The following is a 13,863-nucleotide window of genomic DNA, read 5'->3' as shown; positions in this document are numbered from 1 at the left end:
TTATCGCCCGTAGCGCAGCACCGTGCTCGACGCGGCGAGCACATGATCCTTCATGGCCGCGAGCAAAGCGTCGCGCGTCAGCCCGGCGGGCAACGCGTCAGGCGGCAGATCGAGCGCATAGACCTGCGCGACGTAGTGATGCGGCACATCGCCGACAGGCGGACACGGACCGTAGTACCCCGGGCCGCCCGTGCGATTCGTTCCAGAGACGCTGCCGGGCGGCGAACTAGCGCCGGCGTCGAGCGAGGTGGTCGACGCCGCCACGCCGTACACGATCCAATGCACAATGCCCAAGCCCTTCGCGCCGTCCGGATCGAAGATCGTCACCGCGTAACTCTTCGTGCCCGCAGGCACGTTGCGCCATTGCAGCGCCGGCGACACGTTGCCGCCGCCGCAATTGTTCGCGCTCGCGGCATGAGTCGAATCTAGCGTGCCGCCGTCGGCAAGACCGGGCGAAGACACGGCGAACGCTTCGGCCGCACGGCCATGCGTTGCCGCAAGCGCCAAGGCCGTGCACACGCCCACGGAAAGCAAACGTCGCGCGAGGTCGAAGCGGCCGTTCCGGATCATCGTGAATTCCCCTTTTTTATGCGTTCACGGCTTCAAGGTCATTTGAAGCGGCCCGTCCGCGCCGTCGCTTCCGGCAATTGCCGCGTCTCGCGGAACGACTTCGGGTGCCACAATCGCGCACCGCCTTCAATACCCGCGTCGTTGGAAACGGTGGCCACGTTGGCCGGCAAATCGAACGTGAGGCGTGCCGCGTTGCCGCCGCCGATCCACAGCTTGTCGTAGTTCACGAGCGCGCTGAGAATGCCGATCACTTTCTTAACGCGCCGGTTCCACGTTTTATTCCCGATTTTGTCGCGCGCGGCGTCGCCAATGTATTCGTCGTATGCGACGCCTTTCTTGCTGACCGGGTGATGGGCCAGTTCGAGATGCGGCATCAATTCGCCGTCGCGGAACATCGCCGTGCCCGCGCCCGTGCCGAGCGTCAGCACGAATTCCAGACCGTGACCTTCGATCGCGGCAAAGCCCTGCATCTCCGCGTCATTGATCATGCGCACCGGCAAACCGCCCAAACGCTGCGCCAACGAATCCGCCAGCGGAATGTCGTGCCACCCCTCCACGCCGAAATGCGGCGCCGTCAGGATGCGGTTGTTGCGCACCACGCCCGGAAAGCCGATCGACATCAGCGTGGGCGGTTCCTGTTCGATCAGCGGCCCGGCCAGCTTCGCCAGCGCGTCCACCAATTGATCCGGCGTACAGGGATGCGGCGTGGCGACCCGCACGCGCTCGGTTTTCATCTGCCCATCGGCGTCGATGATCGCGGCCTTCAGGCCGGTGCCACCGACGTCGATCGCCAGAATCCGCTCAGTGCTGCTCTTCACTTTCGTCTTACGCGTTGCCACGGTTTTGCGTGTTGCCACGGTGTCCCCCGATTATGTTGAACCGCGTGATGGAATCACTTCTTTTCGACTGGCGCCTGTTTCAACGGCCGCCATGCGTGACCGTCGCGTGCGAGTAGCGCGTCCGCTTGCGCCGGTCCTTCGCTGCCGGATGCGTAGCCGTGCACCGGCATCGCGCCGCCGTCTTTCGGATGCAGCACGTCCTCGACCGCCGCCCAACTCGTTTCAATGCTGTCGGCACGCTGGAACAGCGTCTCGTCGCCGAGCATGCAGTCATAGAGCAAGGTCTCGTAGCCGACGTTCGCGCGTTCGGCGAAGAAGTCCGCATAGTCGAACGACGACTGCACCGCGCCCACCTGCATGATCGGTCCCGGCGTCTTGACGTTGAAGTCGAAGCTCGTGCCATGCGCCGGATCGATACGCAAGGTCAGCACGTTCGGTGTGAGCGCGTCGACGGGCGTGTCGCGGAACAACCGGAACGGCACCGGCTTCAGTTGCACCGAGATTTCCGTGCGCCGCGCGGCCAGCCGCTTGCCGGTGCGTAGATAGAACGGCACGCCGGCCCAACGCCAGTTCTCGACGAACACGCGCGCGGCCGCATAGGTTTCCGTCGTGCTGTCGGGCGCCACGTCCGGTTCCTCGCGATAGCCGACACCCGGCGCGCCCTTTTCGTATTGCCCGAACACGACGTCGTCGGCGGTGAGCGGCTGGATCGCGTGCATGATGTCGGCCTTCTTGTCGCGCACGGCTTCGGCGTCGAACGAATTGGGCGGTTCCATTGCGACCATGCCGAGCAACTGGAACAGGTGGTTCGGCAGCATGTCGCGGAACGCGCCGGTCTGTTCGTAGAACTTGCCGCGCCCTTCCACGCCGATCGTTTCCGCCGCCGTTATCTGCACGCTGTCGATGTACTCGCGCCGCCAGATCGGCTCGAACAGGGCATTCGCGAAGCGCACCGCGAGAATGCTCTGCACGGTGTCCTTGCCGAGAAAGTGATCGATGCGGTACACCTGCGATTCGTCCGCATACGAGAGGATGTGCGCGTTCAGATCGCGGGCCGAAGCGAGATCGGTGCCGAACGGCTTTTCCACGACGATACGGCGGAAGCATCCCCCTTCGCCCTCGCCTTCTTTCAACAGACCTGCTTTGCCGAGACGCTCGACGATCGGTTTAAAGAAACGCGACGTGACGGCGAGATAGAAAATCACGTTGCCGCCTTGTGCCTGATCGAGCTTCTGCTTCAGCTTCGTGTAGACGTCGTCGGTTTCGAATTCGCCGGCCATGTATTCGAGGCGTTGCGCGACCCAGTCCCACGCTTTGTCGTCGAGCTTGCCGGCGTGGAAGGTGCTGGCCTTGTCGGCGGCGAACTGTTCGAGCGACTTGTGCAGGTCGTCGCGCCATGCGCTTGTCTCGCGCTCACCGTGATTCACGCCGACGATCTTCATGCCGTCGTCGAGCAGACCATCCACGGCGAGGTTGTAGAGCGCCGGCATCAGCAGCCGTTTGGTCAGGTCGCCGCCGGCGCCGAAAATCACCAGCGTGCAAGGCGGTGCGGGCCGCTTGCCGGCCGGCGACGCAGGGACGGACGGCGCGTCGTGCGGACTTACGCTGACTTTGCAGCTCGGTTCCTCGGCGGTGGCGGGGCGGTTGGAAGCGGAAGTATTCGGTGTAGTCGACATGGGATTCACTCAGGAAGCCAATGGAACGGACGTGGCGGTACATGAAAGACCACGCTTGAAGCCACACAGTTCAAAAACGACTCCACAAACGGGCTGGCAGGCTGGCGTGTAGGGCTTATGTAACCTGCACGTCAGGCGTCGCGACCTGCGCATTGGGCCCGGTCGGAATCGGCGCCTGGTCGCCCTCGCCCGTCAACGGCACATTGCCCGACGCCGCCATGGCACGCGGCTGCAACAGCAACGCCACCAGTCCGGTCCAGCCGGTCTGATGCGAAGCGCCCACGCCGCGCCCGTTGTCGCCATGAAAGTACTCATGGAACAACACCAGATCGCGCGAATGCGGATCAGCCTGCAACAGCGGATAAGCGCCCATCACCGGACGCTCGCCCGCTTTATTCTTGAGGAACAGCGTCGTGCAGCGGCGCGCGAGTTCGTCAGCGATCTCGCTGAGCGAGAATTTCTGCCCCGACCCGGTCGGATACTCGACACGAAAATCGTCGCCGTAATAGCGATGGAATTCGTAGAGCGATTCGATCAGCAGATAATTCATCGGCATCCACACCGGGCCCCGCCAGTTCGAATTGCCACCGAACACACGCGAGTCCGATTCGGCCGGCAGGTACTTGACGGTAAAGCTGTCGCCGTTGTGGTTGAACACGAACGGCTGGTCGCGATGAACCCGCGACAGCGCCCGCACCCCGTGATCGGACAGGAACTCGCTTTCGTCGAGCGCGCGGCGCAGCAGCGCTTTCATGCGATGCCCGCGCAACAGGGACAGCAACAGCGCATTGCTCTTGCCGGGTTCGTTCCAGCGCGAAACCAGCCGCGCCAGATCGGGACGATGCTCGAGGAACCAGGTCAACCGTTCGCGCAGCCCCGGCAAGCCGCCATGCAGACGATGCTCGAGCACGTGCACGGCGAACAGCGGAATCAACCCGACAATGGAGCGCAGCCGCAAAGGCACGTTACTGCCGTCAGGCAGACGCAGCTTGTCGTAGAAGAATTCGTCTTCCGAGTCCCAGAGGCCGGTGTCGCAGCCGTCGTCGCAACTCACGGCTTCGGCGATATACAGGAAGTGCTCGAAGAACTTCACGCCGATGTCGACGAACACGTGGTTCGCATAGGCGAGTTCCAGCGCGATACGCATGAGGTCGAGCGCGTACGCGGCCATCCACGCAGTGCCGTCGGCCTGATCGATGTGCCCGCCGGTGGGCAGCGGCGACGAGCGGTCGAAAATGCCGACGTTGTCCAGACCGAGAAAGCCGCCCTGGAAAATGTTGTGACCGTCGGCGTCCTTACGGTTCACCCACCACGAGAAGTTCAGCAGCAGCTTGTGGAACACCAGTTCCAGAAAATCGCGATCCGCCTTGCCGGTGAGCGCACGGTCGATTTCATAAACGCGCCACGCGGCCCACGCATGGACCGGCGGATTGGCGTCGCCCAAGGCCCATTCGTAGGCGGGTATCTGACCGTTCGGATGCTGATAGCGGTCTTTCACCAGCAGCAGCAATTGCCGTTTAGCAAACGCGGGATCGATCAGTGCGAAGGCGGCGGCATGAAACGCCAGGTCCCACGATGCGTACCACGGGTATTCCCACTTGTCGGGCATCGACACGATGTCCGCGTTGCACAAATGCCGCCAGTCGGTGTTGCGACCTTTTTTGCGGCTCGCGGGCGGTGTGGGTTGCAGCGGATCGCCGTCGAGCCAGCGCTGCACGTCGTACTGGTAGTACTGCTTCGACCACAGCATGCCCGCGAGCGCCTGACGCTGCACGAGGCGCGCGTCGGCATCCGCAATCTCGTGTTGCAGCGCGCCATAGAATTCGTCAGCCTCGGCGATGCGGTGCGCGAACACCGTGTCGGCATCGAGCAGCACGTCGTCGGGACTGGACTGCGGGCGCCAGCGCATGTACACCACCGCGCGCCCGTGCGGGCCCAGTTCGATCGCTGCATGCGCCGCGGCCTTGGTGCCTGTGTCGCGACGCACCGCCTGTTCGTCGCCATGGACGAGGTAGTCGTTGAAGCCGTCTTTGAACGGACCCGTGCCGTCCATATTGAACAGACGCTTGACGTTGGTGTCGTTCTCGCAGAACAGCCAGTTGACCTGCGGCGCGTCTTTCGACCAGGCCGTCACCACGATCGGCTCGTGGCCATGCTGATGGCCGACCAGTTGCGCGTTGCCGTTGTGATCCGTACCGGCCGTCAACGACGGTTTGTCTTTATTCTCTTTCCAGGACCACGAATTGCGCGCCCAGATCTGCGGCAGCACATCCAGCGAAGCGGCCTGGTCCGCGCGATTATGAATCGTTACGCGCATCAGGATGTCGTCGGGCGCGTGCTTCGCGTATTCGACCTGGACGTCGAAATAGCAGCAATCGTCGAACACGCCGGTATCGAGAATTTCATACTCCGGCATGTCGGCGCCACGGCGGGCGTTTTCCTGGACCAAATCGTTGTAGGGGAATGCGGCGATCGGATACTTGTAGAGCATTCGCATGTACGAATGCGTGGGCGTGCCGTCGACGTAGAAGTACAGCTCCTTCACGTCCTCGCCATGGTTGCCCTGCGCGTTGGTGAGGCCGAACAGGCGCTCTTTCAGGATCGGATCCTTGCGGTTCCACAGCGCGAGCGACACACACCAGCTCAGTTTGTCGTCGCCGAAACCGGCAATGCCGTCTTCGCCCCAACGGTATGCGCGGCTGCGGGCATGGTCATGCGGAAAGGAGTCCCACGCGGTGCCGTCCGGGCTGTAATCCTCCCGCACGGTGCCCCACTGACGCTCGCTGAGATACGGCCCCCAGCGCTGCCAGTGGGCACAGTCGGCCGAATGCAGGCGTGAACCTTCGAGAGTGGCGAGCAGATTCGCAGCGCGCAGCGGTGGCATGACTCCGTCCTTGCATCAGGCTTGGCAGCGGGACACACATCGTAGCGCGCTTTACACGCCAATGGGCTCCATGCGGGCAAGTAGCGTGTCGATGCGCAGCAACTCGCCGAGCGACCAGGCCTGAAACGGGGTGCCGGCCGGCGCGTGCGGGGCATCGCCGTCGGCGATTTCCGATAGATGGTCGAGCCCGGCGTGATCGAGATGCGCGACCAGCGGGTCGAGAAAGCGCGTTCTGGCTTCTTTGCGGGCGTCTGGTGCCGTGCCGTGAACCCGCAGCCACGCTTCGACGAATGGCCCGAGCAGCCATGGCCAGACCGTGCCTTGATGGTAAGCGCCATCGCGTGCGAGCGGCGCGCCGCCGTAGTGGCCGCAATAGGCGGGATCGGACGGCGCAAGCGTTCGCAAGCCAAGCGGCGTGAGCAACTGCGCTTCGACCTGATCGAGCACCGCGTGGGCCGCGGCGCCTTCGAGTAACGGAAACGGCAGTCCGCCTACCGCAAAAATCTGGTTCGGCCGGATCGCGCGGTCGACCGTGCCGTCGACGTGGTCGACGTCGATGTTGTCGAACAGCGCGTGCGTCGCCGGATCGATAAAGCGTTCACGGAACGCTTGCAATGCCCGGTCGGCGGATGCCTGCCATTGCGGATGCCAGATTGCTGCAATGCGCAACGCGTTGATCCAGAGCGCCTGGACTTCGACCGGTTTGCCGATGCGCGGCGTCACCACCCAGTCGCCGACTTTCGCATCCATCCACGTGAGTTGCACGCCGGGGACACCGGCGCTCAGCAGGCCGTCGTCAGCCGAGGCCTGAATGCCGAAGCGTGTGCCTTTTGTGTAGCCTGACAGGATGGTCTCGACGGCCTGTTGCAGGCGCTCCGTGGTGGCGGCGCTGGCGTGCTGCGTGGTCAGATAATCGTGGACGGCGACGATGAACCAGAGCGAGGCGTCGACCGAGTTGTATTCCGGCGTGTCGCCGTAATCGGGGAAGCGATTGGGCAACATGCCTTCGGACAAGGCGCCGGACCATTCGAGCAGGATCGCTTCGGCCTCGTCGAGACGGCCCGAGGCGATCAGCAGGCCGCGCATGGCGATGAACGTGTCGCGGCCCCAATCGGTGAACCATGGAAAGCCTGCAAGGATCGTGCGGCCTTCGTTGCGGGCGACGACGTAGGCGTCGGCGGAACGCTGCAGACGCGTGCCGAGCGCGGCGCGGCGTTGTTGTTCGATGCTGGCGAGCCTGGTTGCGAGTTCGATTGCGTGAGTGGCCGTGAGTTGGGCGTTCGATGCAGGCTGCCGCTGCGCCGGTGTGCTCGCGTTAGCGCTGCTTTCGGCGCTTGCGGTGAAAATCATCACCGCTTCCCCCTTCGCGAGATCGAAGCTGAACACGCCTGGCGTCGCGAGATCCTCGCTGAAATCCAGACCGCGTTCCCGCTCGCGAACGTAGCAGAAGTTGCGATACCAGTCGGGCGCGTGCGTGTACGCGCCGTTCGTCGCGGCATGGATCACCGGCACGTTGCCATAGGGTTGCCAACTGACGCAGGCATGATCGTCGCTGGTTTGCGCGTTGAAGTTGAATGCCGGGTTCTCGTGATGCAACGCGTGATAGTCGCGGCCCGAAAGCAGCGGCCTGACGTTGAGCGTCGGTGCGTTAAGTTCTGCAGAAGCCGCTCGCAAGTCCTCAAGCCGCCAACGCAACACCGTTTCGCGCGTCGCTTTGCTAACGAATACTTCTGCTATCAGCACGCTCTGCGCGTCGAGCTCGAAGCGCCACGTCGGCCACGGCGATGTGTCGAACGCGATAAGACGCGTGGTGAGGTCCGGATAGATCACGTCGGGCACATAGCGCTGCATGCTCAGCGGAAAGCGCTGCCCATTCGCTTCGACCCACGCCTCCACGCCATTGACCAGCACCATCCGCCCGCCTGGCGCGCGCGTTGCCGTCAGCAGCAGCGCGTGATAACGGCGCGTGCGCAGCGTGCCCACGGTGCCCGAAGCAAAACCGCCGAAGCCATCCGCCTCCAGCCATTCGTCTTCGAAACGCGTGATATCGAAAGGTCGTTCGATGCGTGTCATGAAGTTTTCGGTTACGCACAGCCGTCAATCGTTAGGGATGCCTCGACTGCCGGCATGTGGCGCTTCGGTGACCATTGTCCTTCTTATCACTTTCCATTTGCTTTCTAGAATCCAACGTACGTACGCAAGATTTACCACTCGCAAACGTTTCACAATTATTTCTTGAAAGGATTAGAGACTGCATCCGCTTTCAAAAAACTGGATGCCGACATGAGAAGAGACAAAAGCTTCGCGAGCGTCGTGGTGATGTCAATTGCCATACTGGCATTGACCGGTTGCGGAGCGGACGATTCCGCGCCGAACGCCGCGCCTTCGGCCTCTTCCAAGGGCATGACCGCCGCCAACGGTGATGCTGTCCAACGCGCCGCCTTACCCGCGACGCCAATCCTCAACACATCCTCAACGCTCGCCGCAAGCGCGACCGTGGCCACGTCCGATCCGATCGCGCAAAACATGCAGGCCAGCCTTGCCGCCGACAGCCAGCAGGTCGCGCCGGTCATGCATTACGCGCCCGGCGACAGCGCCACCAGCAACTGACCCGATTCAACCGGCGCGCCAGACGCGCTATTCTTCCTCCCCGCAGAAGGTGATATTCGATGACATCAACTAGCCGTCGCCGTTTCCTGCAGACCGTCGCTTCATCTGCCGGCGCTGCCGCCGCGCTGACCGCGCTGCCCGAGTCGATTCGCAATGCACTGGCCGTACCGGCGTTTTCGCGCACCGGCACGATCCGCGACGTCGAGCACATTGTCGTGTTCATGCAGGAGAACCGCTCGTTCGACCACTACTTCGGCCATTTGCGCGGCGTGCGTGGCTACAACGACCGTTTCCCGATTCCGCTGCCGGGCGGCAAGCCGGTGTGGTATCAACCGTCGAAGGAAGACCCCACGCAACCGGTGCTGCCGTTCCATCTGAACACGGCGACCACCAGCGCGCAATGCGTCGGCGATCTCGATCACACCTGGTACAAGACTCACGCCGCGATCGACGGCGGCCGCTACGACCAGTGGCCGGCCAACAAGACCGACATGACGATGGGTTATCACCTGCGCAGCGACATCCCGTTTCACTACGCGCTGGCGGATGCCTTCACGATTTGCGACGCGTACTTCTGCTCGTTGCCGGGACCGACGCACCCGAACCGTTCGTATCTGATGAGCGGCATGGTCGACCCGAGCGGCACGATGGGCGGCCCGCTGCTCGACAACAACGATTTCGTCGACGGCGACGGTCCGCCGAATTATCAATTGCTCTCGTGGACCACGTATCCGGAACGCCTGCAAGCCGCGGGAATTTCGTGGCAGGTGTATCAACAGGGGTTGACCGGCGCCGATCCGCTGAACGGCAATTACGGCACCAACATCCTGCAGAATTTCACGAACTTCATCAACGCGCAACCGGGTTCGCCGTTGTACGAGCGCGCGCAAACCGTGCGCACCATCGACGATCTGAAAGCCGACGTAATGGCGAATCAGTTGCCGCAAGTGTCGTGGTTGTGCCCGCCGGCCGCGTACTCCGAGCACCCGAGTTATACGCCGGCCTATGGCGCGGAATACACGTCGCAGATTCTGGATGCGCTGACATCGAATCTCGAGGTGTGGAGCAAGACCGTGCTGTTCATCATGTACGACGAGAACGACGGTTTTTTCGATCACATCGTGCCGCCGCAACCCGCGACGACGCCCGCGCAAGGACAGTCGACGGTCAGCACCGACGGCGAGATTCACAACGTGGTCAATCCGCAGCGCGGCGGCAGTTATACGGCGGATGGCTTGCCGTACGGCCTCGGCCCGCGTGTGCCGATGACGATCGTGTCGCCGTGGAGCAAGGGCGGTTTTGTGTGTTCGCAGGTATTCGATCACACATCGGTGATTCGCTTTATCGAGGCGCGTTTTGGGGTGTACGAGCCGAATATCACGGCGTGGCGTCGGGCGGTGTGCGGCGATTTGACGACCGCGTTCGACTTCCGCACGCCGGATTCGAAAGTGCCGCCGTTGCCGGATACGAGCAACTACAAGAGCGTTGCGGACAACCAGTGCGCGACGCAGCCTAAGCCCACCGTGCCGGCGACGCCGGGCGCAATCGATCCGCAGGAAAGCGGCATTCGTTTCGCGCGGGCCTTGCCGTACGAGTTGCATGTGAATGGTCATGCGGACGTGAAGCAGAACACGTTCGAGATTTCGATCGGCAATACCGGCGACCAGGGCGCGCATTTCTATGTGTACGGGACGAATCGTACGGATGGTCCGTGGCGTTATACGGTTGAAGCGGGTAAGTCGCTGAAGGAGACGTTCGATCTGACGACCACGAGCGGCGTGTACGCGTTCGAAGTGTTCGGGCCGAATGGTTTCGTGCGCAAGTTTGCAGGGAATGTGCAGTTGGCAACGGCGCAAACGTCTGCGGCTTCGCAGGTGGCGGGCTGGGGTGGGCATGAGAAGCCGGCGCATCCTGAAGTAAAGGCGCAGTACGACGTGGCCAATGGGAATGTGTTCCTGAAGTTCAGTAATAGCGGGGGTGGATTCGCGCGGCTGACGGTGACGGACAACGCGTATGGTGCGCGGACGCGTCCGGTGTTCGTGCCGGCTGGGGCGCATATCGAAGAAGCGTGGGTGCTGGCTTCGAGTCATCACTGGTACGACTTGACGGTGACGAGTAATGACGACGCCAGCTTCTCGCGTCGGTTGGCGGGCCATGTTGAGAATGGGCGGCCGAGTATTAGCGATCCGGCGGCGGTGGCGCCGGTTTTGGTGGGGATTTGAGGGGGTGGGCTCCGGGTGGGTGGACGGAGCCCCTTTAACCAATGGGGAAGGCGCGGATTTTTCGCGCCTTTTTTCCTGCAGCTATCTGCTCTCGACTACGGCTCGACCTTGAATTGCTCTGGCGGAGCAATAAAGAAGGGATAAAAATCCCTCGCACATTCCATGACGTCAGGCGGCCCGTAAAAGACGCCTGTGTCCCACGACCTGTCGCCGAAGGCGATCCAGTCACCCTTGATGGGCATGATCACGTAGTGTTCATGATTCACGCCTAACGCGTCGGCGATGTTGTCGCCGGGATCGCGCATCATGAGTTCGAAGAACTGGCTGTACGTGTTCCCGCTTCGGTGAACGAAGCCCGGGTATTTGCCAAAATGATGATGAAAATATTTGAATGGGTCTGGTTTAAGAATCAACGTCGCAAAGTCGGTAGCATTCTCGAAAGCGAGCAACGTCTGCCCCAACTCAAAAAATTTTAGAGTTGCAATGTCGATCGGATCGAAGTACAGCAGTTCCTCACGCGGAACGGTTGTGAGAAGCTGGACGTTGGCGGTCGCTCGCTGCCAAAGTGCCGTGAATGCCGAGCATTCATGGATGAAGTCAATTTCGGTCATTTCCGTATTCGAATTTTTGCGGATAAGAGGCCGTATGCCAACGGAAACAGCTCGGCTACCGGATATATCTGTTCGATGCGAGCGATTGCGTCGTATTGACGCTCGTATTTTGGAACGTCGTACACTGGTTTCATGAACCCGTCGTCATATCACCTGGTTGGGATTTTCGTAAAAGGCGAAAGATTCTCTTGCAAATTCCATGACGTCAGGCGGCCCAGCTAACACCCCTGTGCCCCATCCCACCCACGGTCCGCGTACATGAACCAGTCTCCCGACAACAGCAGAGCAACGTACTTCTCCGAGTAGTAACCGATTGCGTCGGCTGGACTATCGCCTGGATTGGTACAAAGCGCATCAAAGAACTCATGCTCGCCGTGGTGTGCTTTAACGATGAGCCCCGAATACTTGCCAAAGTGAAAGTGGAAATAGCTGAAAGGGTCCGGTTCCAGCACAACCACGGCAAATTCTCCATCGCCGTTGAAGTTCGCCAGTTCACGGATAAGATCGTGAAAAATTTTCATTCCCAAGTTTGAAAAATCAAAGTGAAGCAACTCGGAATCCGGGATATCCTTCAACTTTTCAACGCATTCGTTCGAACGCTGCCACAACAATCTGAACGTAACGTGGTCATGAATGTATTCAATTTTCTCCATTTTCCATCAACCACCTGGTTCCTTCCTGGACAAAGAAAAGACAGTCTGCCGCAATTTTTTGTCAAATTCTCGTGCACCTTTTATTTACGACATTTCTTCACAATATTGCCAAAAATAGAAGCAGAGCAAGCGTCCAAGAAAAAACATTTAGCCGGCTTTACACCGCTCTTATGCCGTATGGCTATACATTGATAATTAGCTAAACAGAACGAATTTCAAGAAAACTCAAGACCTATACTCTCGCAGTCGTCGACACAAAGACGGCCGGGTGTGAGAGCCCGAATGCTAGTACCCGTTCGGCCTGCGAGGCAGGTCGCACGTTTTCCTCTGCGCTTCATCCAATGGGTGGGCCCGTGGTGGGGGAGCCGCAAGGCTCACCGGTTTGGTCTAGCACCGGTCTCTCAACCTCGCTACGTGCCCGCCCACCCGTTTGCAACGAGTGCCGGGCGAATTCGAGAATCAACCGGAAATCTCGCTATGAGCAAACCCGCCGAAACACCTTATATGTACCCTCGCCTCGCGGTGAAGCCCGCCGAATTTAAACGGCTAGCCGCCGACGTATTGGAAACGACCCGCATTTACGTTGAGCGACTTTCAGCCCTGGCTGCGATGGCGAGAATTCTGCGCAACGGCATCGCGGGGAATCATTACGACCGCCGCGACCAGATTCAGCTCGCGGGGGTTCTGGAACAAACCGCAAAACACTATGAAACCGAGGCAAAAATCGAGCGCGGGAAGATGTCGATCGTCTTACACGACGCCGAGGAGAGCGAGGCCAATCTAGCGCGCCGTGAGCAAGGAACGCGTCTAGTCGCGTCTCGCACAAGCGCTCGCAAGAAGGCCGCCTTAAACGCGGAAGCGAAACCCGCTTAACGACAAGTGAGTGCGCAATACGACGTGGCAAACGGGAATGTGTTCCCAAAGTTCAGTAGTAGCGGGGGGTGGTTCGCTCGGTTGACGGTGACCGACAACGCGTTTGGTGCGTGAACGCGTCGGGTGTTCGTGACGGCTAGCGCATATATCAAAGAAGCCTGAGTGCTGGCTTCGAGTCATCACTGGTATGACTTGACGGTGACGAGTAATGACGACGCCAGCATTTCGCTTCGTCTGGCGGGTCACGTTGAGAATGGGCCGGCCCTGCTGCTATCGATTGCGGTTTGATTCGGAAACGCTGTCGGAGTCGCCCTCAATCAGGCCATGTGATTCTGCGAAGGTGCAGTGCTCACTTCCTCGCCATTGTTTCTTAGTCGACAATCATGGAGTTTGAATCGGGGCGTAAGAGATCGCGGGCCAGTCGCTTACGAGCAAACTCTACGACATTGGGCGTGCTCGAGAATATCGCGATCTCACTTGAATCATCCCCACAAGTTATCCAGCCACCTGATAGCGGCAAAACGACATAGCTCCATGTGTTGTAGGCCAACGCATCTGCAGGGCTAGCACCCGGGTCGGATTGCAGTAGTCTGCAATAGTCGGCTTCGCTGTGTGCAGGCTGAAAGACGATCGCCGGGTACTTAGAGAAATGACGGAAGAAATAGTTAAACGGATCGGGACGTAGCCCGACGAATGCGAACGGGTCGTGACTCGAATCAGTGAACCGAAGCAAATCTCTGACGAACCGATAGTAGTGGTGCGTGGTCACGATGCCTGGGTCGAAGTACACGAGATCGCTCGTAGCAGTTTCTTTGAGCAACCGTGTGCCGGCAGTGTCTCCCGTCCACAGATCATTGAACTCGCCATCGTTGTCTACAAAAATTCGTTGCTCCATATACGATTCCGGCTGCCAGAGTTAGGACGT

Annotated in this window: 11 protein-coding genes; 3 read left to right on the top strand and 8 right to left on the bottom strand. The window is 60.5% G+C overall.

Features of this window, described 5'->3' with window-relative positions:
* The 5 genes from BX591_RS18190 to BX591_RS18170 form a co-directional block, all read right to left on the bottom strand.
* A complete protein-coding gene (locus tag BX591_RS18190; RefSeq protein ID WP_111932767.1) occupies positions 1-570 on the bottom strand; it encodes a YbhB/YbcL family Raf kinase inhibitor-like protein in 570 nt (189 codons plus the stop codon).
* Positions 571-608: 38 nt separating this feature from the next.
* Positions 609-1,409, bottom strand: a complete 801-nt coding sequence (locus BX591_RS18185) for an ROK family protein (protein WP_111932766.1) — start codon at positions 1,407-1,409, stop codon at positions 609-611.
* Between the two features lie 53 nt (positions 1,410-1,462).
* A complete protein-coding gene (gene zwf, locus BX591_RS18180) occupies positions 1,463-3,085 on the bottom strand; it encodes a glucose-6-phosphate dehydrogenase (RefSeq protein WP_111932765.1) in 1,623 nt (540 codons plus the stop codon).
* Between the two features lie 115 nt (positions 3,086-3,200).
* The gene (locus tag BX591_RS18175; RefSeq protein WP_111932764.1) at positions 3,201-5,969 is read right to left on the bottom strand and encodes an MGH1-like glycoside hydrolase domain-containing protein; all 2,769 of its coding nucleotides are present in this window, start codon (positions 5,967-5,969) and stop codon (positions 3,201-3,203) included.
* Positions 5,970-6,020: 51 nt separating this feature from the next.
* The gene (locus BX591_RS18170) at positions 6,021-8,042 is read right to left on the bottom strand and encodes an amylo-alpha-1,6-glucosidase (protein ID WP_111932763.1); all 2,022 of its coding nucleotides are present in this window, start codon (positions 8,040-8,042) and stop codon (positions 6,021-6,023) included.
* A gap of 162 nt (positions 8,043-8,204) precedes the next feature.
* Here BX591_RS18170 and BX591_RS18165 point away from each other — a divergent pair, with 162 nt between their 5' ends.
* Together BX591_RS18165 and BX591_RS18160 are read left to right on the top strand one after the other, a co-directional pair.
* Positions 8,205-8,579: a hypothetical protein gene (locus tag BX591_RS18165; RefSeq protein WP_244147047.1), complete on the top strand. Its 375-nt coding sequence runs from the start codon at positions 8,205-8,207 to the stop codon at positions 8,577-8,579.
* Between the two features lie 59 nt (positions 8,580-8,638).
* Positions 8,639-10,801, top strand: a complete 2,163-nt coding sequence (locus BX591_RS18160) for a phosphocholine-specific phospholipase C (protein ID WP_111932761.1) — start codon at positions 8,639-8,641, stop codon at positions 10,799-10,801.
* Between the two features lie 95 nt (positions 10,802-10,896).
* Here BX591_RS18160 and BX591_RS18155 read toward each other — a convergent pair whose 3' ends face one another.
* Positions 10,897-11,412, bottom strand: a complete 516-nt coding sequence (locus BX591_RS18155) for a hypothetical protein (protein WP_111932760.1) — start codon at positions 11,410-11,412, stop codon at positions 10,897-10,899.
* A 218-nt stretch (positions 11,413-11,630) separates the two neighbouring features.
* The gene (locus BX591_RS18150; protein WP_111932759.1) at positions 11,631-12,065 is read right to left on the bottom strand and encodes a hypothetical protein; all 435 of its coding nucleotides are present in this window, start codon (positions 12,063-12,065) and stop codon (positions 11,631-11,633) included.
* 477 nt (positions 12,066-12,542) lie between these two features.
* Here BX591_RS18150 and BX591_RS36770 point away from each other — a divergent pair, with 477 nt between their 5' ends.
* The gene (locus tag BX591_RS36770) at positions 12,543-12,938 is read left to right on the top strand and encodes a hypothetical protein (protein WP_208459631.1); all 396 of its coding nucleotides are present in this window, start codon (positions 12,543-12,545) and stop codon (positions 12,936-12,938) included.
* A gap of 370 nt (positions 12,939-13,308) precedes the next feature.
* On the opposite strand, the gene BX591_RS18140 is transcribed toward BX591_RS36770, so the two are convergent.
* Positions 13,309-13,833 (bottom strand): hypothetical protein, encoded by a 525-nt coding sequence (locus BX591_RS18140; RefSeq protein WP_111932758.1) that lies wholly within the window; start codon positions 13,831-13,833, stop codon positions 13,309-13,311.
* Between the last annotated feature and the right edge of the window lie 30 nt (positions 13,834-13,863).

Origin of the sequence: Paraburkholderia bryophila (assembly GCF_003269035.1) — a bacterium.
GTDB lineage: Bacteria > Pseudomonadota > Gammaproteobacteria > Burkholderiales > Burkholderiaceae > Paraburkholderia > Paraburkholderia bryophila.
Note: the sequence above shows the minus strand (reverse complement) of the source record. Positions and strands in the feature narration are given on the sequence as shown.

Excerpts from the sequence above, each read along its gene's own strand:
- zwf (WP_111932765.1), bottom strand. The coding sequence starts at position 3,085 with ATGTCGACTACACCGAATACTTCCGCTTCCAACCGCCCCGCCACCGCC.
- BX591_RS18140 (WP_111932758.1), bottom strand. The coding sequence starts at position 13,833 with ATGGAGCAACGAATTTTTGTAGACAACGATGGCGAGTTCAATGATCTG.
- BX591_RS18160 (WP_111932761.1), top strand. The coding sequence starts at position 8,639 with ATGACATCAACTAGCCGTCGCCGTTTCCTGCAGACCGTCGCTTCATCT.
- BX591_RS18150 (WP_111932759.1), bottom strand. The coding sequence starts at position 12,065 with ATGGAGAAAATTGAATACATTCATGACCACGTTACGTTCAGATTGTTG.
- BX591_RS18170 (WP_111932763.1), bottom strand. The coding sequence starts at position 8,042 with ATGACACGCATCGAACGACCTTTCGATATCACGCGTTTCGAAGACGAA.
- BX591_RS18190 (WP_111932767.1), bottom strand. The coding sequence starts at position 570 with ATGATCCGGAACGGCCGCTTCGACCTCGCGCGACGTTTGCTTTCCGTG.
- BX591_RS18155 (WP_111932760.1), bottom strand. The coding sequence starts at position 11,412 with ATGACCGAAATTGACTTCATCCATGAATGCTCGGCATTCACGGCACTT.
- BX591_RS36770 (WP_208459631.1), top strand. The coding sequence starts at position 12,543 with ATGAGCAAACCCGCCGAAACACCTTATATGTACCCTCGCCTCGCGGTG.
- BX591_RS18175 (WP_111932764.1), bottom strand. The coding sequence starts at position 5,969 with ATGCCACCGCTGCGCGCTGCGAATCTGCTCGCCACTCTCGAAGGTTCA.